Origin of the sequence: Pseudomonas sp. Irchel 3H9 (assembly GCF_900187495.1) — a bacterium.
Classification (GTDB): Bacteria; Pseudomonadota; Gammaproteobacteria; order Pseudomonadales; family Pseudomonadaceae; genus Aquipseudomonas; species Aquipseudomonas sivasensis.
On sequence record NZ_FYDK01000001.1, the window covers coordinates 99,395 to 119,283 of the forward strand.

Here is a 19,889-nt window from a genome sequence, read left to right on the forward strand (position 1 = left end):
GCCGCGAATCATGCCGATGACTTGATGTGTTGTCAAGGGCGGCTGATGCGAACTGCTGAGTGGTCGATCTGAAGAGGCGGGTGATTTATTTCCGGCGCTTGACCTGTAAACTCGCGAGCTTTGGCTCTGTGCTGTTGCAGGCGCGCAGTATCGCATAAGTGGGCGCTTTGTTCGCCTGCTCTTTATCTATAGGCGCAAACTCTTTCAATGAATCTGCTCAAATCGTTGGCTGCCGTCAGCTCTATCACAATGATCTCCAGGGTTTTGGGGTTCGTGCGTGACACCCTGCTGGCGCGCATTTTTGGCGCCAGCATGGCCACGGATGCCTTCTTTATTGCCTTTAAGTTGCCCAATCTGCTGCGCAGGATCTTCGCTGAAGGCGCATTTTCCCAAGCGTTCGTGCCGATTCTGGCTGAATACAAGACTCAGCAGGGCGAGGAAGCTACTCGTACCTTTATTGCCTACGTTTCGGGCCTGCTGACCCTGGTTTTAATGCTGGTGACCCTCCTCGGAATGCTCGCCGCTCCCTGGGTGATCTGGGCGACGGCCCCCGGTTTTGCCAATACGCCGGAAAAGTTCGCGCTGACCACTGATCTGCTGAGAGTGACCTTTCCTTATATATTGCTGATTTCCCTGTCATCCCTGGCCGGGGCGATCCTCAATACTTGGAACCGGTTTTCGGTGCCGGCGTTCGTGCCAACGTTGCTAAACGTCAGCATGATTATTTTCGCGCTGTTTCTCACGCCGTACTTCGATCCGCCGGTCATGGCCTTGGGTTGGGCGGTGCTGGCCGGTGGTCTGGCGCAATTGCTCTACCAACTGCCGCACCTGAAAAAGATCGGCATGCTCGTGCTGCCTCGCCTGAATCTGAAAGACACCGGCGTCTGGCGCGTGATGCGCAATATGCTGCCGGCGATTCTTGGCGTGTCGGTCAGTCAGATTTCCCTGATTATCAACACGGCCTTTGCCTCGCTGCTGGTATCGGGCTCGGTGTCGTGGATGTATTACGCCGATCGTCTGATGGAGTTGCCTTCCGGCGTGCTCGGCGTGGCCTTGGGCACAATTCTGCTGCCGACCCTGGCGCGTACCTACGCAAGCAAGGACCGCCAGGAGTACTCGCGCATCCTCGATTGGGGCCTGCGCCTGTGTTTCGTCCTGGTGTTGCCGTGCGCCCTTGCGCTGGGAATCCTGGCCGAGCCGCTAACGGTCTCACTGTTCCAATACGGGCAGTTCGACGCCCATGACGCCTTGATGACGCAGCACGCGCTGGTTGCTTACTCCGTTGGCCTGCTCGGCATCATCGTGATCAAAGTGCTGGCGCCTGGCTTCTACGCCCAGCAGAACATCCGCACCCCGGTCAAAATCGCGATTTTCACGCTGATCGTCACGCAACTGCTCAACCTTGTGTTTATCGGCCCGTTGGCTCACGCCGGCCTGGCCCTGGCCATCAGTGCGGGCGCCTGCATCAACGCTGGACTGCTGTTTTATCAGTTGCGCAAACAGCAGATGTTCCAGCCGCAGCCGGGCTGGGGCATGTTTGCCCTGAAATTGCTGGTGGCGGTGGCAATGATGTCGGCGGTTCTGCTTGGGCTGATGCACTTTATGCCAGCGTGGGACCAAGGCCACATGTTAGATCGCTTCATGCGCCTGGGTGCGCTGGTGGTCGCCGGTGTGGTGGTGTACTTCGGTATGTTGCTGCTGCAGGGTTTCCGTCTGCGCGATTTCAATCGCAAGTCGCTGAGCTAGAGAGTTTGCTGCGATAAAACAGGTGTTTTATCGATTCCATCCACCTTGCCCTGCGCTGTTGCCTGTCGTCCGGGGCTGGGTGTGGTTATAATCGACCACTTTATGAGCAAGAAGCGCGTTATGCAGCTGGTTCGAGGTCTCCACAACCTGCGCCCCCAGCATCGGGGCTGCGTCGCCACTATTGGCAACTTTGACGGTGTTCACCGTGGTCATCAGGCTATTCTGGCCCGGCTGCGCGAGCGTGCGGTCGAGTTGGGCGTGCCCAGCTGCGTGGTGATTTTTGAACCTCAGCCGCGGGAATATTTCACTCCGGAAACGGCGCCAGCCCGCTTGGCTCGCTTGCGGGACAAGCTGCAACTGCTAGCTGAAGAAGGTGTGGACCGCGTCCTCTGCCTGGCTTTCAATCAGCGCTTGCAAAGCCTCAGCGCTGCCGAGTTCGTTGACCGCATCCTCGTGGATGGCCTGGGCGTACAACATCTGGAGGTCGGCGACGACTTCCGTTTTGGTTGCGACCGGGTTGGGGATTTTGAATTCCTGCAGCACGCCGGCGTCATCCAGGGCTTTACCGTCGAAGCCGCGCAAACCGTCGAATTAGATGGCCTGCGCGTGAGCAGTACCCAAGTGCGTAATGCGCTGGCGGCTGCCGACTTCGCCTTGGCTGAGCGTTTGCTCGGTCGCCCGTTCCGCATTGCCGGACGGGTGCTGCACGGCCAGAAGCTGGCGCGCCAATTGGGCACGCCAACCGCCAACGTGCAACTCAAGCGCCGTCGTGTGCCGCTGACAGGGGTTTACCTGGTTAGCGTCGATATTGACGGCCAGTCGTGGCCGGGAGTCGCCAACATAGGCGTCAGGCCCACGGTTGCAGGTGATGGCAAGGCCCACCTGGAGGTTCACCTTTTGGATTTTGCCGGTGATTTATACGACCGGCGTTTGACGGTGGTTTTCCACCAGAAGCTGCGTGAAGAGCAGCGTTTCGCCTCCCTTGAGGCGTTGAAAACGGCGATCAATGCGGATGTCGCCGCCGCCCGTGCACTAGCCGCACCTAGCGCCCATCGCTAACCGAAGAGCCTTAAATGACCGACTATAAAGCCACGCTAAACCTTCCGGACACCGCCTTCCCAATGAAGGCCGGCCTGCCACAGCGCGAACCGCAGATCCTGCAGCGCTGGGACAGTATTGGCCTGTACGGAAAGTTGCGCGAGATTGGCAAGGATCGTCCGAAATTCGTCCTGCACGATGGCCCTCCTTACGCCAACGGCACGATTCATATCGGTCATGCGCTGAACAAAATTCTCAAGGACATGATCCTGCGCTCGAAAACCCTGTCGGGCTTCGACGCGCCGTATGTGCCGGGTTGGGACTGCCACGGCCTGCCGATCGAACACAAGGTCGAAGTGACCTACGGTAAGAACCTGGGTGCCGATAAAACCCGCGAACTGTGCCGTGCCTACGCCGCCGAGCAGATCGAAGGGCAGAAGTCCGAGTTCATCCGCCTGGGTGTGCTGGGCGAGTGGGACAACCCGTACAAAACCATGAACTTCAAGAACGAGGCCGGTGAAATCCGTGCCTTGGCCGAAATCGTCAAAGGCGGTTTCGTGTTCAAGGGCCTCAAACCCGTGAACTGGTGCTTCGATTGCGGCTCGGCCCTGGCTGAAGCGGAAGTCGAATACGAAGACAAGAAGTCCTCGACCATCGACGTAGCCTTCCCGATTGCTGACGACGCCAAGCTGGCCCAGGCGTTTGGCCTGGCTAGCCTGAGCAAACCGGCTGCCATCTTGATCTGGACCACCACCCCGTGGACCATTCCCGCGAACCAGGCGCTGAACGTGCACCCGGAATTCACCTATGCCCTGGTGGACGTCGATGATCGCCTGCTGGTACTCGCCGAGGAAATGGTCGAAGCGTGCCTGGCTCGCTACGAACTGCAAGGTTCGGTGATCGCCACCACCACCGGTTCCGCGCTGGAGCTGATTAACTTCCGTCACCCGTTCTATGACCGTCTGTCGCCGGTGTACCTGGCTGACTACGTCGAGTTGGGTTCGGGTACCGGTGTGGTTCACTGCTCGCCCGCCTATGGCGTGGACGACTTCGTGATCTGCAAGAAGTACGGCATGGTCAACGATGAGATCATCAACCCGGTGCAAAGCAACGGTGTTTACGTGCCTTCGCTGGAGTTCTTCGGCGGCCAGTTCATCTTCAAGGCCGATCAGCCGATCATCGATAAGCTGCGTGAAGTCGGTGCGCTGATGCAAACCGACACCATCAAGCACAGCTACATGCACTGCTGGCGTCACAAGACCCCGCTGATCTACCGCGCCACCGCGCAATGGTTTATCGGCATGGACAAAGAGCCGACCAGCGGCGACACCTTGCGTGTGCGCTCGCTCAAGGCCATCGAAGACACCACGTTCGTCCCGGCGTGGGGCCAGGCGCGCCTGCATTCGATGATCGCCAACCGTCCGGACTGGTGCATCTCCCGTCAACGCAACTGGGGTGTGCCGATCCCGTTCTTCTTGAACAAGGAAAGCGGTGAGTTGCATCCGCGTACCGTCGAACTGATGGAAGTGGTGGCCCAGCGTGTTGAACAGGAAGGCATCGAAGCCTGGTTCAAGCTGGACGCCGCCGAACTGCTGGGCGAAGAAGCGCCGCAGTACGACAAAATCAGCGACACCCTCGACGTATGGTTCGACTCGGGCACCACCCACTGGCACGTGCTGCGCGGTTCGCACCCGATGGGCCACGAGACCGGTCCGCGTGCCGACCTGTACCTGGAAGGCTCGGACCAACACCGTGGCTGGTTCCACTCGTCATTGCTGACCGGTTGCGCCATCGACGATCACGCCCCGTATCGCGAGCTGCTGACCCACGGTTTCACCGTCGACGAGACGGGCCGCAAGATGTCCAAGTCGCTGAAAAACGTGATCGAACCGAAAAAGATCAACGACACCCTGGGCGCCGACATCATGCGTCTGTGGGTTGCGTCTACTGACTACTCGGGCGAGATCGCCGTATCGGACCAGATCCTGGCCCGCAGCGCCGATGCCTACCGTCGTATCCGTAATACCGCGCGCTTCCTGCTGTCGAACCTGACCGGCTTCAACCCGGCCACCGATATCCTGCCGGCCGAGGACATGCTTGCTCTGGACCGTTGGGCCGTGGACCGTACCCTGTTGTTGCAGCGCGAGTTGCAGGAGCACTACGGCGAATACCGCTTCTGGAACGTGTATTCGAAGATCCACAACTTCTGCGTGCAGGAGTTGGGTGGTTTCTACCTCGACATCATCAAGGACCGCCAGTACACCACCGGCGCCAACAGCAAGGCACGCCGCTCGGCGCAGACCGCTCTGTATCACATCTCCGAAGCGCTGGTGCGCTGGATCGCACCGATCCTGGCCTTCACCGCCGACGAGCTGTGGGAATACCTGCCGGGTGAGCGTAACGAGTCCGTGATGCTCAACACCTGGTACGAAGGCCTGACCGAACTGCCGGCCGATTTCGAACTGGGTCGCGAGTACTGGGAAGGCGTGATGGCCGTCAAAGTAGCAGTGAACAAGGAGTTGGAAGTGCAGCGTGCGGCCAAGGCCGTCGGCGGCAACCTGCAGGCCGAAGTCACCCTGTTTGCCGAGGAAGGCCTGACCGCCGACTTGACCAAGCTGAGCAACGAACTGCGCTTTGTACTGATCACCTCGACTGCAAGCTTGGCGCCATTCGCCCAGGCCCCAGCGGACGCCGTGGCCACCGAAGTACCGGGCCTCAAGCTCAAAGTGGTCAAGTCGGCCTTTGCCAAGTGCGCTCGTTGCTGGCATTGCCGTGAAGACGTCGGCGTGAACCCTGAGCATCCAGAAATCTGTGGTCGTTGCGTCGACAACATCTCGGGTGAAGGCGAGGTTCGCCATTATGCCTAATACCAGTCGTTTCGGACGTCTGGGCTGGCTCGTACTGAGTTTGTTGGTCCTGGTCATTGACCAGGTCAGCAAGGCTCATTTCGAAGGCTCCCTGGAAATGTTCCAGCAAATCGTGGTGATCCCGGATTACTTCAGCTGGACCCTCGCCTACAACACCGGCGCCGCTTTCAGCTTCCTGGCTGACGGTGGCGGCTGGCAGCGCTGGTTGTTCGCGCTGATCGCCGTGGTGGTCAGTGCGGTGCTCGTGGTCTGGCTCAAGCGCCTGGGCCGCGATGACACCTGGCTGGCCGTCGCCTTGGCCTTGGTTCTGGGCGGCGCGCTGGGTAACCTGTACGACCGCATTGCCCTGGGCCATGTGATCGACTTTATCCTGGTGCATTGGCAGAACCGTCATTATTTCCCTGCGTTCAACTTTGCCGACAGCGCCATCACCGTTGGTGCAATCATGCTGGCGCTGGATATGTTCAAAAGTAAGAAAACCGGAGAGACCGTCAATGACTGATCAGGTATTGGCTGAGCAACGCATCGGCCAGAACACGGAAGTCACTTTGCATTTCGCATTGCGCCTGGAGAATGGCGACACGGTCGACAGCACGTTCGACAAGGCCCCGGCGACCTTCAAGGTCGGCGACGGCAATCTGCTGCCGGGTTTCGAAGCGGCTCTATTCGGTTTCAAGGCTGGCGACAAGCGCACCCTGCAGATCCTGCCGGAAAACGCTTTTGGTCAGCCTAACCCGCAAAACGTGCAGATCATCCCGCGTTCGCAGTTTCAGGACATGGACCTGTCGGAAGGCCTGCTGGTGATCTTTAACGACGCCGCGAATACTGAGCTGCCTGGCGTGGTGAAAGCGTTCGATGACGCGCAAGTGACCATCGACTTCAACCACCCGTTGGCCGGTAAAACCTTGACGTTTGACGTTGAAATCATCGACGTTAAAGCGCTCTAACTGACGAAACACACTAAATGTGTGGATCGGACTTGTGTGAGGGGGCTTGCCCCCGATAGCGGGGTATCAGTCAAAGTTTTTTACTGACCCATCACTATCGGGGGCAAGCCCCCTCCCACCTTTGATCTTCATTGTCAGTTGAGTAGCTTCAATACTGACCCATAGTAGCTGCAAGACACGAGGCACAGCATGCAAATCAAACTCGCCAACCCCCGTGGCTTCTGCGCCGGCGTGGACCGTGCGATCGAAATCGTCAATCGTGCCCTGGAAGTTTTCGGTCCGCCGATCTACGTGCGTCATGAAGTCGTCCACAACAAGTTTGTGGTCGAAGACCTGCGCGCACGTGGCGCCATCTTTGTCGAAGAACTGGAGCAGGTGCCGGACGACGTGATCGTCATCTTCAGTGCTCATGGTGTTTCCCAGGCCGTGCGTACCGAAGCGGCGGGCCGGGGCCTGAAAGTGTTCGACGCGACTTGCCCGCTGGTTACCAAGGTGCACATCGAAGTCGCGCGCTACAGCCGTGATGGTCGGGAATGCATTCTGATCGGTCATGCCGGTCACCCGGAAGTCGAAGGCACCATGGGCCAATACGACGCCAGCAACGGCGGCGCCATCTACTTGGTGGAGGACGAGAATGACGTCGCCAGCCTTCAGGTACACAACCCTGATCGTTTGGCCTTCGTGACCCAGACAACCTTGTCCATGGACGACACCAGCCGTGTGATCGACGCGCTACGCAGCCGCTTCCCGGCCATTGGCGGCCCGCGCAAGGATGACATCTGCTACGCCACCCAAAACCGCCAGGACGCGGTCAAACAATTGGCTGACGAGTGCGATGTGGTTCTGGTGGTCGGCAGTCCTAACAGCTCCAATTCCAACCGCCTGCGTGAGCTGGCTGAGCGGATGGCGACACCGGCGTACCTGATCGACGGTGCCGAAGACATGCAACGCAGTTGGTTCGATGGCGTCGAGCGTATTGGCATCACTGCGGGTGCTTCTGCTCCTGAAGTGCTGGTGCGCGGTGTTATCCAGCAACTGCACGCCTGGGGCGCTACCGGCGCTGATGAGTTGGCAGGACGTGAAGAGAACATCACTTTCTCCATGCCCAAGGAGCTGCGCGTTCGCTCATTGCTTTGAACGTCAGGGTGCCGGATTAACTTCGGCACAACGCCTGTTCGGCTTTATCGCTACGCAGGCTGATACGTCCACTAGGCGCCAGCACCAACTGGTGCAGGCTTTGCGCCGAGTCCCTGGCGCATACGTGCACAGTGCCAGCACGAAAACCTCCCCCTGAAAACACCGGCTCGCCTGAACTGCTGAAGCGCACCTGGCTTTTGACCGGCCCATTCCCGACTATCGGCACGCGCCCGCTGTCTTGGCGCTCCAAGAGCACGGGGTTGTCGTCGTCCTGATGGCCGTGTCCGCTCACATCCAATATCACCCGCCAACCCTTGCTCCAGTCCTCGTCCAGTGCGTGGATGACCACCGCACGGTTACGCGCGATGGCTTCAGTGCGTGCGAAGCGAAGCCCGCTGGTAAGTGATTGTGCCGCGCTTTGTCGCAGCTGTGACTCCAGCAGGCCCATGAAATTAGGTGCTGCCAGATGCAGCAGAGTGCCGCTCACAAGGAGTCCAAGCAGCAGTTCGATCAGGGTAAAACCTCGCTGTTCCATCGGCTTTCTCTCCGTGGGCGTGTTTAGGAAACAGGTCTAGGCATAGGTATAGCGTCCGTTTCTGGGAGGCGAATGATGGCCTATAGGTCCAAAGTATTTCCCTTTGTGCCGTGGGCAGCACGGGCGAAAAACCGACGCTAGTCTTGGATCGCTCAGCGGGATTTCCTGCTTTCTTCGACCTTCGACACGGATGACGACGGTAATGCCTTCCTGCCTTAACACCTGTTTTCCCCACGCTTTTGCGCGATGCCAGACCGGCATGACGTTGATCGAGGTACTGGTGGCGATGCTGATTCTCACCGTGGGCCTGTTAGGCGCAGTGGTGCTTCAACTCAATGCCCTCAAGTACACCGAAAGTTCGAGGATGACCAGTCAGGCCAGTTTTATTGCCTACGATATGCTCGACCGAGTCCGCGCCAATTCTGGCGCGGACTACTCATTGCGCCACGGAGTGCAGGCCCCCAGTACCGGGAACGTCAGCGTGCGTGATTTGGACCTCCATGATTTCGAATCCAATATTCGCGCCTTTGCCGGGGAGGGTGCCAAAGGTTCAGTGGCGGTCAGCACAAATGAAGTGACTGTCAGTATCAGTTGGGATGGCAGCCGAAGTGAGAACACGCCTGGCGCGCGGGAAACCTGGTCCCTGACCAGTCGCATCGACAATGAACCAGGGGTAATGCAATGAGGCCTCTGGTTAGCGGTTTCAGCCTGGTGGAATTGTTGCTGGCACTGGCCGTCGGTTTGGTACTGGTGATTGGAGGGAGCCAAGTGGTGATCAGCTCCCGAGTTACCTACGCCAGCCAGCAGGCTTCCATGTTGTTGCAGGATGACGCGCGGTTTGCGCTGGGCAAGATGATTCAGGACATTCGTCAGGCTGGGATGTTTGGCTGTTTGGCCACGGAAGTTATTGATAACGCGCCGCCAGCCTTTGAACAGCCCGTGCGCTGGACTGCCGGGGGTAGCTCAAAGTCGCTAACGCTGGTCACCACTGATGTCGGCCGAGGGGTTGGCAGGCCTGACTGGACGGTGCTGTCCGACTGCACGACTAACGCTCAAGCCTATGCAGGGAATCCACCTGCCCTTGATCCTGGACAGATTCGTTTTGCGATTCGACAGCTGACTTACACCTTCGAGACCAGCCAGTTAAAGGTCAGCACGCCCGCAGCGCCGGCCAAGGCGGTGCTGGTGGATAACGTGCGGGATTTCGATATCAGTTTCGGCGTGGCTGCCAGGGCGTCATCACCGCGAGTTGTGGGCTACGACGCCATGCCATCCGATGAGGCCTTGATCCGCAGCGTGCGCATCCGCATGACGCTGCAGGACCCCACTGGGACGGTGAGAGATCAAACCTACAGCGTGGTGGTGGCTCTGCGAAACCGTGTGGGGTAGGGCAGCCATGAAGAGTGCTGGAGGTATTTCTTTGCGACAAAGAGGGATAGTCCTGCTGATAAGCCTGGTGTTTCTGCTGTTGTTGGCGTTGATCGGGTTGTCGTCCATGCAGGGGGCAGTCACCCAGCAAAAAATTGCCGGCAGCCTGTGGCATCGCAACCAATCGTTTCAAGCAGCAGAAAGTGGCTTAAGGCTGGGGGAGGAAGTTGTGAGGCGAAAGGGTGCGGATTTGCCGCAGTGCCATTCGATTGTTGCCTGTGGGCCTCCGGATGAGGCGTTGTCGGTGGTCGCGGCCGGTACCAGTCCTGTTTCATCAGTTAACTGGGTTGCCATCAAAGGGGGGCTCTACGGTATTCAATCCCTTGGTCCGAGCGTAGGACCGGCGAATTTGCCACCGCAAACCCCAGCAACGTTGTACCGGGTGACGGCGATTGGGATCAGTGGTCAGTCACGCACGGTATTGGAGACCGTGTACGCGCGAGTGGACGAAGCCAGTGGCTCGCGTTTTAGGCGAGTGTCTTGGCGGCAACTTCAATAAGGAGCAATGGAATGGGCATGGACAGCCAGGGATTTACCCTGATCGAGTTACTGATCGCTGTGGCGATTATCGCGTTTCTGGCCGGGATCGCTTACCCCGGGTACACCGGCCATGTGAAAAAAGTCTATCGCGCGGAAATTGTCGCGCTGCTGACTGAGCAAGCTCAGCTACTGGAGCGCTTTTATACGAGGAACGGCACATTTATTGACGCAAGCGGCGTCAGCACGGGCAATGATCGCTATAGAATCACCGCTGCGTTGAACCCTCAGGATTTCTACTTGGTCGCTACGCCGGGCGCCGATTCGTTGATGGCTGGTGACCCTTGCGGTGGCTTCAGCCTCAGCAGCACCGGTCAACGGGCCAATCCGGGTGCTGCTCCTGAAATGTCGCGCCAGACATGCTGGGGGCAATGATGAGGTGGCTGGATGATTGGGCGCCGGGCGCGTCTGTTCCTATTTTATCGGCTGGATCAAATGATGGCTAAGCAACAGCAAGTGGTGATTGTCGGGGGCGGAGTCATTGGCCTGCTGACGGCGTACAACCTGGCGAGCCAGGGGCAGGCGGTGGTCCTGTTGGAGCGCGCCGGCGTTGGGCAGGAGTCCTCATGGGCGGGCGGTGGCATTGTTTCGCCGCTGTATCCGTGGCGCTACAGCCCGGCGGTCACTGCTTTGGCCCATTGGTCCCAGGATTTTTATCCACAACTGGGTGAGCGCCTGTTTGCCGCCACCGGCGTGGATCCGGAGGTTCATATAACCGGCTTGTACTGGTTGGACTTGGACGATGAGGCTGAAGCGCTGGCATGGGCGATCCGTGAAGGTCGGCCCCTGACCAAAGTGGATGTTTCGGCCGCCCATGATGCGGTGCCGGTGCTGGGCGGCGGGTATTGCCAAGCAATCTATATGGCGAATGTGGCCAATGTGCGAAACCCTCGCTTGGTTAAATCCCTTAAAGCCGCGTTATTGGCGATGCCTGGCGTAATCGTTCACGAACAGTGCGAAGTCACCGGATTTGTTCTGGAAGGCGACAATGTGGTGGGCGTAAATACGGCAGAGGGGCCGATTGTGGGGGCGCATGTAGTGTTGGCGGCAGGAGCGTGGAGCGGTGAGTTGCTCGGCACGCTGGGCTTGGCGCTTCCGGTGGAGCCGGTCAAGGGGCAGATGATTTTGTACAAGTGCGCCTCGGACTTCCTGTCGAGCATGGTCCTGGCCAAGGGGCGTTACGCCATCCCCCGGCGCGACGGACACATTCTCATCGGAAGTACCCTGGAACATGAGGGCTTCGACAAGACGCCCACCGAAACTGCGCTGGAAAGTCTCAAGGCCTCGGCTGTGGAACTGATTCCCGCTCTGGCGGATGCCGAGGTGGTTGGGCATTGGGCCGGTTTGCGCCCCGGTTCACCGGAAGGCATTCCTTATATTGGCCAAGTGCCCGGCTTCAAAGGGCTGTGGCTCAACTGCGGGCACTACCGCAACGGCCTGGTTCTGGCGCCGGCGTCCTGTCAGTTGTTTGCAGACTTGCTGCTAGGGCATACGCCGATTATCGACCCCGCACCTTACGCGCCTGAAGGTCGGATCAGCGCTGGATAGACTTCGGTCCCTGCTCCAGATGCGCCTGGGTGCAATACCACTCCTGGCGTGAGCTTAGGGCGCGATCCTGTGGCAGGTGCACGCCGCATTGGGCGCAGCGCACCATCAACGCAGCGCTTGGCTCGCTTGTGCGTCGCTGCTTGGTGGCCGGGCTTTTGAATTTGCGCCAGAACCATACCGCGGCAGCAATAACGGCAATCCAGAACAGAAGACGAAGCATGATGGGCGGTTTCTCGATAAGGAATGCGCCAGTTTAGCCAAGGACGTGGCAAGCGCACAGCGCAATAATACTGCCCAATAAAAAAGGAGCCCCGAGGGGCTCCTTTTTGCGTTGCGTCGACAGATCAGTCGAACACACCGAAGGTCATGTAGCTGAACCAGGAGCGGTCCTGATTGTTGCCCAGGGCCTCTGGCTCTTCTTCTTCGATCACGTCGCCGTTCTCGTCGTGCGGCTTGAGCTCCGAAGGAATGGCTTCCTTGGCGTCCTGGTACTGTTTGATCACGTCCTGATTGGCGCGGGTTTCGCCCGGCGGCAACGGTGGGCGCGACTCGATCAGGCCCAGGGTGTATTTGCTCAGCCACGAACGGTTGTCCGCTTCTGCAACCTGAGGCACGAACTGGCCGTCTTTCAGGCTCGGGTGATCCGGGTAGTTGAGCTTCAGGGTTTCCAGGCTGGTGTTGGCCAGTTCGTCCAAGTGCAGACGTTGGTAGGCCTCGGTCATCACTGCCAGGCCGTCACCCACGGAAGGGGTCTCCTGGAAGTTTTCTACTACGTAGCGGCCACGGTTGGCAGCAGCGACATACGCCTGACGGGTCAGGTAGTAGTGAGCTACGTGGATCTCGTAAGACGCCAGCAGGTTGCGCAGGTAGATCATGCGCTGCTTGGCGTCCGGGGCGTAGCGGCTGTTCGGGTAGCGGCTGGTCAGCTGGGCGAACTCATTGTAGGAGTCGCGGGCAGCACCTGGGTCACGCTTGGTCATGTCCAGCGGCAGGAAGCGCGCCAGCAGGCCGACATCCTGGTCGAACGAGGTCAGGCCCTTGAGGTAGTAGGCGTAGTCCACGTTCGGGTGTTGCGGGTGCAAACGGATGAAGCGCTCGGCGGCGGACTTGGCGGCTTCCGGTTCGGCGTTCTTGTAGTTGGCATAGATCAGCTCAAGCTGAGCCTGGTCGGCATAGCGCCCGAACGGATAACGCGACTCCAGTGCCTTCAGCTTCGCTGTGGCGCTGGTGTAGCTATTATTGTCCAAGTCTTTCTGTGCCAGTTGGTACAGCTCGACTTCGCTCAGGTTTTCGTCGACGACTTCCTTTGTTGACGAGCAAGCAGCAGTCATGGCGAGGATGGCGATCAGCAGCAGGTGTTTCACTTGCATGGCGGCTTGCGTCCCTATGACGGCCGCTGTCTTGGGCGGGGCCGTCCTGTTATGATGAGCGCCCCGTTGAAAGCCTCGGGGCAAAAGACGCCGTATTTAACCACAAGCGCGCAGCCGAAACCAAAGGCTGTGCCACGCCTAGTCTGAGCATGTCCGATAAAATTGAACTTCGCGCAGAGGTGCCGTCCGAATTGGGCGGCCAACGCCTCGATCAAGTCGCCGCACAATTATTCGCTGAGCACTCGCGCTCGCGCCTTTCCGCCTGGATCAAAGACGGCCGCCTGACTGTGGATGGAGCGGTTATCCGCCCGCGAGACATAGTCCATGGCGGTGCGATTCTTGAGCTGACTGCCGAGCAGGAAGCCCAGGGAGAATGGGTCGCCCAAGACATTGAGCTGGATATCGTCTATGAAGACGACGACATCCTGGTCATCAACAAACCCGCAGGCCTGGTGGTTCACCCGGCGGCCGGGCACGCTGATGGCACCTTGCTCAATGCCCTGTTGCACCATATCCCGGACATCATCAACGTGCCGCGTTGCGGTATCGTGCACCGTCTGGACAAGGACACTACCGGCCTGATGGTGGTTGCCAAGACCATTCAGGCGCAGACGCAACTGGTTACGCAGTTGCAGAGCCGTAGCGTCAGCCGGATCTATGAGTGCATCGTGATTGGCGTGGTCGTCGCGGGTGGCAAGATCAACGCCCCTATCGGTCGCCACGGCCAGCAGCGCCAGCGCATGGCGGTAATGGAGGGCGGCAAGCAGGCCGTAAGCCACTACCGTGTATTGGAGCGTTTCCGTTCCCACACCCACGTTCGGGTCAAGCTGGAAACCGGTCGTACTCACCAGATTCGCGTGCACATGGCCCATATCAACTTCCCGCTAGTCGGCGATCCTGCCTACGGTGGTCGCTTCCGCATTCCGCCTGCGGCCAGTCAGACAATGGTTGAATCGCTCAAGACGTTCCCGCGCCAGGCACTGCATGCACGCTTCCTGGAACTGGATCATCCGACGAGTGGTAAGCGCATGAGCTGGGAATCGCCACTGCCGGACGATTTTGTCTGGTTGCTGTCACTGCTCAAGCAGGACCGTGAGGCGTTTGTTGGATGAGTGACTGGCTGATACCTGACTGGCCCGCGCCGGCTCGGGTAAAGGCCTGCGTTACCACCCGTGCGGGCGGCGTCAGCCTGGCGCCGTTCGACAGCCTCAACTTGGGCGATCATGTAGAGGACAGCCTGGAGGCCGTTCTTGAAAATCGCCGTCGTCTTAGCGACGCATTTGATATTCAGCCGGCCTGGCTGCGCCAAGTTCACGGGGTGACCGTGGTTGAGGCTGATCCTGGCCGCACGGCTGAAGCCGATGGCTGTTGGACCAGCAACCCAGGCATCGCTTGTACCTCTATGACTGCCGATTGCCTGCCCGCGTTATTCTGCAACCGCGCAGGGACTCGTGTCGCAGCGGCCCATGCCGGTTGGCGCGGGTTGGCGGCTGGCGTGTTGGAAGCGGCTTTCGAAAGTCTGGATACCGCTCCTGCCGACGTACTGGTCTGGTTGGGCCCGGCAATCGGTCCTCAATCCTTTGAAGTCGGTCCTGAGGTGCGTGAAGCCTTCATGCAGCAACTGCCGACCACTGCCCAAGCCTTTGTGCCGAGCCGTAATCCCGGCAAGTTCATGGCCGACATCTATCAACTGGCTCGCCTGCGCCTTGCCGCACGGGGCGTCACGGCTGTTTACGGTGGTGGTTTGTGCACCGTGACCGATCCGCGCTTCTTTTCTTACCGGCGCAGTCCGCGCACCGGTCGATTTGCCTCCCTTATCTGGCTCGAACGCTAGACTCTCCTGACTTACGTCAACTGTCCGTAGCTTGAATCTTCCAGAATCCACCCCATCTATAAGGGTATCTGGCAGGTTTCTTCATTCAGGAATGTTTTATAGCTCCGGCCTGCTCAAAAGGAAGGTGACTAATGCGTATTGATCGTTTAACCAGCAAATTACAGTTGGCGTTATCGGACTCCCAGTCGTTGGCGGTGGGTCTCGACCACCCGGCCATTGAGCCTGCACACTTGATGCAGGCTCTTCTGGAACAGCAAGGTGGTTCTATCAAGCCCTTGCTGATGCAGGTGGGCTTTGATGTCAGCAGCCTGCGCAAGGAGTTGAGCAAAGAGCTCGACCAGCTGCCAAAAATCCAAAATCCAACCGGCGACGTGAACATGTCGCAGGATCTGGCGCGCCTGCTTAACCAGGCCGACCGCCTGGCCCAGCAAAAGGGCGACCAGTTCATCTCCAGCGAACTGGTGCTGCTCGCCGCCATGGACGAGAACAGCAAGCTCGGCAAGTTGTTGCTGGGCCAGGGCGTGAGCAAGAAAGCCCTGGAAAATGCCATCAACAACCTGCGTGGTGGCGACGCGGTGAATGATCCTAACCACGAGGAGTCGCGCCAGGCCCTGGACAAGTACACCGTCGATCTGACGAAGCGCGCCGAAGAAGGCAAGCTTGATCCGGTCATCGGCCGCGACGACGAGATTCGTCGCACCATTCAGGTCCTGCAGCGTCGCACCAAGAATAACCCTGTGCTGATCGGTGAGCCTGGTGTGGGTAAAACCGCGATTGCCGAGGGTTTGGCTCAGCGCATCATCAATGGTGAAGTGCCGGACGGCCTTAAAGGCAAACGCCTGCTGTCCTTGGACATGGGGTCGTTGATCGCCGGTGCTAAGTTCCGCGGCGAGTTTGAAGAGCGCCTGAAATCTCTGCTTAATGAACTGTCGAAGCAGGAAGGGCAGATCATTCTGTTTATCGACGAACTGCACACCATGGTCGGCGCCGGTAAAGGCGAGGGCTCGATGGATGCTGGCAACATGCTCAAGCCAGCTTTGGCGCGCGGCGAGTTGCACTGCGTAGGTGCAACGACGCTCAACGAGTACCGTCAATATATAGAGAAGGATGCAGCCCTTGAGCGTCGCTTCCAGAAAGTGCTGGTGGAAGAACCGAGCGAAGAGGACACCATCGCCATCCTGCGCGGTTTGAAAGAACGCTATGAGGTCCACCACAAGGTGGCGATCACTGACGGTGCGATCATTGCTGCGGCCAAATTGAGCCATCGCTATATCACCGATCGTCAGTTGCCGGACAAGGCCATCGATTTGATCGACGAAGCGGCCAGCCGCATTCGTATGGAAATCGACTCCAAGCCGGAAGTGCTCGACCGCCTGGATCGGCGCCTGATTCAACTGAAAGTCGAATCCCAGGCTTTAAAGAAAGAAGAAGACGACGCTGCGAAGAAACGCCTGGAAAAACTCCAGGAAGAAATTTTGCGGCTTGAGCGCGAGTATTCGGACTTGGAAGAGATCTGGACCTCGGAAAAAGCCGAAGTGCAGGGCTCTGCGCAGATCCAGCAAAAGATCGAACAGTCCCGTCAGGAACTGGAGGCTGCACGCCGTAAGGGCGACCTGAACCGCATGGCCGAATTGCAGTACGGTGTCATCCCGGACCTGGAGCGCAGCTTGCAAATGGTCGACCAGCACGGCAAGAGCGAGAATCAGTTGCTGCGCAGCAAGGTGACCGAGGAAGAAATCGCCGAAGTCGTCTCGAAGTGGACCGGCATTCCTGTGTCGAAAATGCTCGAAGGCGAGCGCGACAAGCTGCTGAAGATGGAGCACCTATTGCACCAGCGCGTGATCGGCCAGGAAGAGGCGGTCGTGGCGGTGTCCAACGCGGTACGGCGTTCGCGGGCCGGCTTGTCCGACCCGAACCGCCCGAGCGGCTCGTTCATGTTTCTCGGCCCGACCGGCGTGGGTAAGACCGAGCTATGCAAGGCGCTGGCTGAGTTTCTCTTTGATACTGAAGAGGCCATGGTGCGGATCGATATGTCCGAGTTCATGGAGAAACACTCGGTGGCTCGCCTGATCGGTGCTCCACCAGGCTATGTGGGCTACGAGGAGGGCGGTTACCTGACCGAAGCCGTGCGGCGTAAGCCTTACTCGGTGATCCTGCTGGATGAGGTCGAGAAGGCGCATCCGGATGTATTCAACATCCTGCTGCAAGTGCTGGAAGATGGTCGGTTGACGGACAGTCACGGGCGTACCGTTGACTTCCGCAACACGGTGATCGTGATGACCTCCAACCTGGGCTCCTCCCAGATCCAGGAGTTGGTAGGTGATCGTGAGGCCCAGCGCGCTGCGGTAATGGATGCGCTGACCACACACTTCCGCCCGGAATTCATCAACCGGGTCGACGAAGTGGTGATCTTCGAGCCATTGGCGCGTGATCAGATCGCGGGCATCACCGAGATCCAGTTGGGCCGCTTGCGCGGTCGTCTGGCAGAACGCGAGCTGTCGCTGGAGCTGAGCCGCGAGGCGTTAGACAAGCTGATCGCAGTCGGTTACGACCCGGTGTATGGTGCACGGCCTTTGAAACGTGCGATCCAGCGCTGGATCGAAAACCCGCTGGCGCAGTTGATCCTGTCAGGCAGCTTTATGCCAGGCACCAGCGTAGAGGCGACTGTGGAGAACGACGAAATCGTCTTCCATTAAGCCCGGATTGCAGCGTTATGAGAGAAGGTCCCGCATCGCGGGACCTTTTTTTTCGTTAGGGCGTTGAACTGTAAGGAAAAGGCTTGTAAAGTGCGCCCCGCAGCAACGTCAGCCCACGGGTTTCTTCTCCCCAAGAAAAAATCAGAAAGAAGCGCAAATCATTGTCTTAAAAGCAATTTAAAGGGTTGACAGGGGTTTTTAAGATTGTAGAATAGCGCGCCTCAGAGACGCTAACGTAGCGATACGGACAGGGTCGAAGAGGAGAGTTTCAAGCAGTAAAAGTTGTACTTTGAAATATGTAGTTCCGTGATAGCTCAGTCGGTAGAGCAAATGACTGTTAATCATTGGGTCCCAGGTTCGAGTCCTGGTCACGGAGCCAATTTCAAACCGGGGTATAGCGCAGTCCGGTAGCGCGCCTGCTTTGGGAGCAGGATGTCGGGAGTTCGAATCCCCCTACCCCGACCATTTTTGGGTCGTTAGCTCAGTTGGTAGAGCAGTTGGCTTTTAACCAATTGGTCGTAGGTTCGAATCCCACACGACCCACCATTTTTGAGACCAGTTAGCGCTGGAATCGAATCTTAAGATCAGAGGCCAAAAGCGCTGATCGAAGAAGGCGACTGAGAGGTCGCCTTTTTTTTACCGGGGTATAGCGCAGTCCGGTAGCGCGCCTGCTTTGGGAGCAGGATGTCGGGAGTTCGAATCCCCCTACCCCGACCATATTAAAAATCCTCGTATCGAAAGATACGGGGATTTTTTTTGCGCACGCAAAACCTCAAAACACTGCGCATCAAACGTGAGAGGGGGCCTGATCCCGACAGCAGTCTGTCAGCCAATGAAGACATAGCTGACCCACCGCGATCGGGAGCAGGCCCCCTCCAACATTATTTTATGTTGTTAGTGAAGTTTGAGTCGCGGCTCAGTACCACGCCCAATCCTGCTGCCCAGCATCAGCATCGCCGTGCGGAAGAAGCCATAGAGCGCCATCTGGTGCATCCGGTACAGCGACACATAGAACATCCGCGCCAGCCAGCCTTCCAGCATCACACTGCCTGTCAGATTGCCCATCAAGTTACCCACCGCTGAAAAGCGTGACAGCGAGATCAGCGATCCATAGTCGGTGTACTTGTACGACGGCAGCTCCTTGCCCTCGATGCGTAGCTTCAGCGACTTAGCCAGCAACGATGCTTGCTGGTGGGCAGCCTGGGCCCGTGGCGGTACGTTGCGGTCGGTGCCCGGTTGCGGGCACGCGGCGCAGTCGCCGAACGCAAAGATATTTTCGTCGCGGGTGGTTTGCAGCGTCGGCAGCACTTGCAGCTGATTGATGCGGTTGGTTTCCAGGCCATCAATGTCCTTGAGGAATCCTGGCGCGCGAATCCCCGCAGCCCACACTTTAAGACTGGCCGGAATCACCTGGCCGCTACTGGTAATCAGTGCATCGGCGGTGACTTCGCTGACGGCCGAGTTGGTCAGCACGGTCACGCCGAGCTTCTCCAGGGTTTTATGCACAGGCCCGCCAATACGCTCCGGTAGGGCGGGCAGTACGCGTGGGCCGGCTTCGATCAGGGTGATGTGCATGTTTTCCGGCTTGATTCGGTCCAGGCCGTAGGCAGCCAGCTCATGGGCAGCGTTATGCAGCTCGGCGGCGAGTTCGACGCCGGTGGCGCCGGCGCCGACGATGGCGACACTGATCTGCTCGACGACATCGGTCTGTCCGGCATGTGCGCGCAGGTAGTGGTTGAGCAGTTGCTGGTGAAAACGTTCGGCCTGTTTGCGGGTGTCGAGAAACAGGCAGTGTTGCGCCGCGCCCTCGGTGCCGAAGTCGTTAGTGGTGCTGCCTACCGCAATCACTAGGCTGTCGTAGCTCAGAACGCGCGCAGGCACCAGTTCGCGGCCCTCTTCGTCGAGGGTGGCGGCCAACTGAATCTTCTTCTGCTCTCGGTCAAGCCCGCTCATGCGCCCCAGTTGGAACTCGAAGTGGTTCCATTTGGCCTGGGCGACGTAGTTGAGTTCGTCTTCCGAAGAGTTCAGCGACCCGGCGGCCACTTCGTGCAGCAGCGGCTTCCAGATATGGGTCAGGTTGGTGTCCACCAGCGTGATGCTGGCAGTGCCACGCTTGCCCAGAGTCTTACCCAGGCGGGTAGCCAACTCCAGACCGCCGGCGCCGCCGCCGACGATAATAATACGATGGGTCATAGGGATATCTCGC

The 19,889-nt window shown here is 58.7% G+C and carries 18 protein-coding genes and 4 tRNA genes; 18 read left to right on the forward strand and 4 right to left on the reverse strand.

The genetic code is table 11. The annotated features are described in order from the left end of the window. Positions 1-207 precede the first annotated feature (207 nt). The 6 genes from murJ to ispH all read left to right on the forward strand — a co-directional run bounded on the left by murJ (position 208) and on the right by ispH (position 7,735). Positions 208-1,746, forward strand: a complete 1,539-nt coding sequence (gene murJ / locus CKW32_RS00515) for a murein biosynthesis integral membrane protein MurJ (protein ID WP_032886173.1) — start codon at positions 208-210, stop codon at positions 1,744-1,746. 120 nt (positions 1,747-1,866) lie between these two features. Beyond that, positions 1,867-2,805 carry a bifunctional riboflavin kinase/FAD synthetase gene (ribF, locus tag CKW32_RS00520; RefSeq protein WP_032886174.1) on the forward strand — a complete coding sequence of 313 codons (939 nt, stop codon included), beginning with the start codon at positions 1,867-1,869 and terminating at the stop codon, positions 2,803-2,805. Between the two features lie 14 nt (positions 2,806-2,819). Further along, positions 2,820-5,651: an isoleucine--tRNA ligase gene (gene ileS / locus CKW32_RS00525; protein WP_095183788.1), complete on the forward strand. Its 2,832-nt coding sequence runs from the start codon at positions 2,820-2,822 to the stop codon at positions 5,649-5,651. Then, positions 5,644-6,153, forward strand: coding sequence for a signal peptidase II (gene lspA, locus CKW32_RS00530; protein ID WP_095183789.1), 510 nt, complete (start codon positions 5,644-5,646; stop codon positions 6,151-6,153). The genes ileS and lspA overlap by 8 nt, the downstream gene beginning before the upstream one ends. A gap of 7 nt (positions 6,154-6,160) precedes the next feature. Next, positions 6,161-6,598 carry an FKBP-type peptidyl-prolyl cis-trans isomerase gene (gene fkpB / locus CKW32_RS00535; RefSeq protein WP_174562729.1) on the forward strand — a complete coding sequence of 146 codons (438 nt, stop codon included), beginning with the start codon at positions 6,161-6,163 and terminating at the stop codon, positions 6,596-6,598. 189 nt (positions 6,599-6,787) lie between these two features. Continuing rightward, complete coding sequence (gene ispH / locus CKW32_RS00540; protein WP_032886178.1) at positions 6,788-7,735, forward strand: 4-hydroxy-3-methylbut-2-enyl diphosphate reductase; 948 nt, start codon at positions 6,788-6,790, stop codon at positions 7,733-7,735. A 16-nt stretch (positions 7,736-7,751) separates the two neighbouring features. Here ispH and CKW32_RS00545 read toward each other — a convergent pair whose 3' ends face one another. Further along, positions 7,752-8,270: a GspH/FimT family protein gene (locus CKW32_RS00545; protein WP_050442823.1), complete on the reverse strand. Its 519-nt coding sequence runs from the start codon at positions 8,268-8,270 to the stop codon at positions 7,752-7,754. A gap of 202 nt (positions 8,271-8,472) precedes the next feature. Here CKW32_RS00545 and pilV point away from each other — a divergent pair, with 202 nt between their 5' ends. From pilV to thiO, 5 genes are all read left to right on the forward strand, one after another. Next, positions 8,473-8,955 carry a type IV pilus modification protein PilV gene (gene pilV / locus CKW32_RS00550; RefSeq protein ID WP_095183790.1) on the forward strand — a complete coding sequence of 161 codons (483 nt, stop codon included), beginning with the start codon at positions 8,473-8,475 and terminating at the stop codon, positions 8,953-8,955. Next, the gene (locus CKW32_RS00555) at positions 8,952-9,659 is read left to right on the forward strand and encodes a prepilin-type N-terminal cleavage/methylation domain-containing protein (protein ID WP_095183791.1); all 708 of its coding nucleotides are present in this window, start codon (positions 8,952-8,954) and stop codon (positions 9,657-9,659) included. Before pilV ends, CKW32_RS00555 begins: the two co-directional genes overlap by 4 nt. A 7-nt stretch (positions 9,660-9,666) precedes the next feature. After that, positions 9,667-10,197 carry a PilX N-terminal domain-containing pilus assembly protein gene (locus CKW32_RS00560; RefSeq protein WP_095183792.1) on the forward strand — a complete coding sequence of 177 codons (531 nt, stop codon included), beginning with the start codon at positions 9,667-9,669 and terminating at the stop codon, positions 10,195-10,197. A gap of 11 nt (positions 10,198-10,208) precedes the next feature. Beyond that, positions 10,209-10,610, forward strand: a complete 402-nt coding sequence (locus CKW32_RS00565; protein WP_095183793.1) for a type IV pilin protein — start codon at positions 10,209-10,211, stop codon at positions 10,608-10,610. A 63-nt stretch (positions 10,611-10,673) separates the two neighbouring features. Next, positions 10,674-11,783, forward strand: coding sequence for a glycine oxidase ThiO (thiO, locus tag CKW32_RS00570; protein ID WP_095184308.1), 1,110 nt, complete (start codon positions 10,674-10,676; stop codon positions 11,781-11,783). Here thiO and CKW32_RS00575 read toward each other — a convergent pair. Next, positions 11,770-12,003 carry a PP0621 family protein gene (locus CKW32_RS00575; RefSeq protein ID WP_095183794.1) on the reverse strand — a complete coding sequence of 78 codons (234 nt, stop codon included), beginning with the start codon at positions 12,001-12,003 and terminating at the stop codon, positions 11,770-11,772. The two genes, thiO and CKW32_RS00575, sit on opposite strands and share 14 nt — an antisense overlap. 124 nt (positions 12,004-12,127) lie before the next feature. Next, positions 12,128-13,153 carry an outer membrane protein assembly factor BamD gene (locus CKW32_RS00580; RefSeq protein ID WP_032886183.1) on the reverse strand — a complete coding sequence of 342 codons (1,026 nt, stop codon included), beginning with the start codon at positions 13,151-13,153 and terminating at the stop codon, positions 12,128-12,130. A 149-nt stretch (positions 13,154-13,302) separates the two neighbouring features. Here CKW32_RS00580 and rluD point away from each other — a divergent pair, with 149 nt between their 5' ends. From rluD to CKW32_RS00615, 7 genes are all read left to right on the forward strand, one after another. Further along, positions 13,303-14,265 carry a 23S rRNA pseudouridine(1911/1915/1917) synthase RluD gene (rluD, locus tag CKW32_RS00585; protein ID WP_032886184.1) on the forward strand — a complete coding sequence of 321 codons (963 nt, stop codon included), beginning with the start codon at positions 13,303-13,305 and terminating at the stop codon, positions 14,263-14,265. Continuing rightward, complete coding sequence (gene pgeF / locus CKW32_RS00590; RefSeq protein WP_095183795.1) at positions 14,262-14,987, forward strand: peptidoglycan editing factor PgeF; 726 nt, start codon at positions 14,262-14,264, stop codon at positions 14,985-14,987. Before rluD ends, pgeF begins: the two co-directional genes overlap by 4 nt. A 131-nt stretch (positions 14,988-15,118) precedes the next feature. Then, entirely contained in the window at positions 15,119-17,683 is a 2,565-nt protein-coding gene (gene clpB, locus CKW32_RS00595; RefSeq protein ID WP_032886186.1) for an ATP-dependent chaperone ClpB, read from the forward strand. A 303-nt stretch (positions 17,684-17,986) separates the two neighbouring features. Beyond that, positions 17,987-18,062 (forward strand) — tRNA-Asn (locus tag CKW32_RS00600). 9 nt (positions 18,063-18,071) lie between these two features. Beyond that, positions 18,072-18,148: transfer RNA gene (locus tag CKW32_RS00605), tRNA-Pro, on the forward strand. Between the two features lie 5 nt (positions 18,149-18,153). Further along, positions 18,154-18,229, forward strand: a tRNA-Lys gene (locus CKW32_RS00610). Between the two features lie 94 nt (positions 18,230-18,323). Beyond that, positions 18,324-18,400, forward strand: a tRNA-Pro gene (locus CKW32_RS00615). A gap of 177 nt (positions 18,401-18,577) precedes the next feature. Here CKW32_RS00615 and CKW32_RS00620 read toward each other — a convergent pair. Beyond that, the gene (locus CKW32_RS00620; protein ID WP_032886187.1) at positions 18,578-19,876 is read right to left on the reverse strand and encodes an NAD(P)/FAD-dependent oxidoreductase; all 1,299 of its coding nucleotides are present in this window, start codon (positions 19,874-19,876) and stop codon (positions 18,578-18,580) included. Positions 19,877-19,889: the final 13 nt, after the last annotated feature.

Coding starts and splice junctions, on each gene's coding strand:
- murJ (WP_032886173.1), top strand. CDS start 208: ATGAATCTGCTCAAATCGTTGGCTGCCGTCAGCTCTATCACAATGATC.
- ribF (WP_032886174.1), top strand. CDS start 1,867: ATGCAGCTGGTTCGAGGTCTCCACAACCTGCGCCCCCAGCATCGGGGC.
- ileS (WP_095183788.1), top strand. CDS start 2,820: ATGACCGACTATAAAGCCACGCTAAACCTTCCGGACACCGCCTTCCCA.
- lspA (WP_095183789.1), top strand. CDS start 5,644: ATGCCTAATACCAGTCGTTTCGGACGTCTGGGCTGGCTCGTACTGAGT.
- ispH (WP_032886178.1), top strand. CDS start 6,788: ATGCAAATCAAACTCGCCAACCCCCGTGGCTTCTGCGCCGGCGTGGAC.
- CKW32_RS00545 (WP_050442823.1), bottom strand. CDS start 8,270: ATGGAACAGCGAGGTTTTACCCTGATCGAACTGCTGCTTGGACTCCTT.
- pilV (WP_095183790.1), top strand. CDS start 8,473: ATGCCTTCCTGCCTTAACACCTGTTTTCCCCACGCTTTTGCGCGATGC.
- CKW32_RS00555 (WP_095183791.1), top strand. CDS start 8,952: ATGAGGCCTCTGGTTAGCGGTTTCAGCCTGGTGGAATTGTTGCTGGCA.
- CKW32_RS00560 (WP_095183792.1), top strand. CDS start 9,667: ATGAAGAGTGCTGGAGGTATTTCTTTGCGACAAAGAGGGATAGTCCTG.
- CKW32_RS00565 (WP_095183793.1), top strand. CDS start 10,209: ATGGGCATGGACAGCCAGGGATTTACCCTGATCGAGTTACTGATCGCT.
- thiO (WP_095184308.1), top strand. CDS start 10,674: ATGGCTAAGCAACAGCAAGTGGTGATTGTCGGGGGCGGAGTCATTGGC.
- CKW32_RS00575 (WP_095183794.1), bottom strand. CDS start 12,003: ATGCTTCGTCTTCTGTTCTGGATTGCCGTTATTGCTGCCGCGGTATGG.
- CKW32_RS00580 (WP_032886183.1), bottom strand. CDS start 13,153: ATGCAAGTGAAACACCTGCTGCTGATCGCCATCCTCGCCATGACTGCT.
- rluD (WP_032886184.1), top strand. CDS start 13,303: ATGTCCGATAAAATTGAACTTCGCGCAGAGGTGCCGTCCGAATTGGGC.
- pgeF (WP_095183795.1), top strand. CDS start 14,262: ATGAGTGACTGGCTGATACCTGACTGGCCCGCGCCGGCTCGGGTAAAG.
- clpB (WP_032886186.1), top strand. CDS start 15,119: ATGCGTATTGATCGTTTAACCAGCAAATTACAGTTGGCGTTATCGGAC.
- CKW32_RS00620 (WP_032886187.1), bottom strand. CDS start 19,876: ATGACCCATCGTATTATTATCGTCGGCGGCGGCGCCGGCGGTCTGGAG.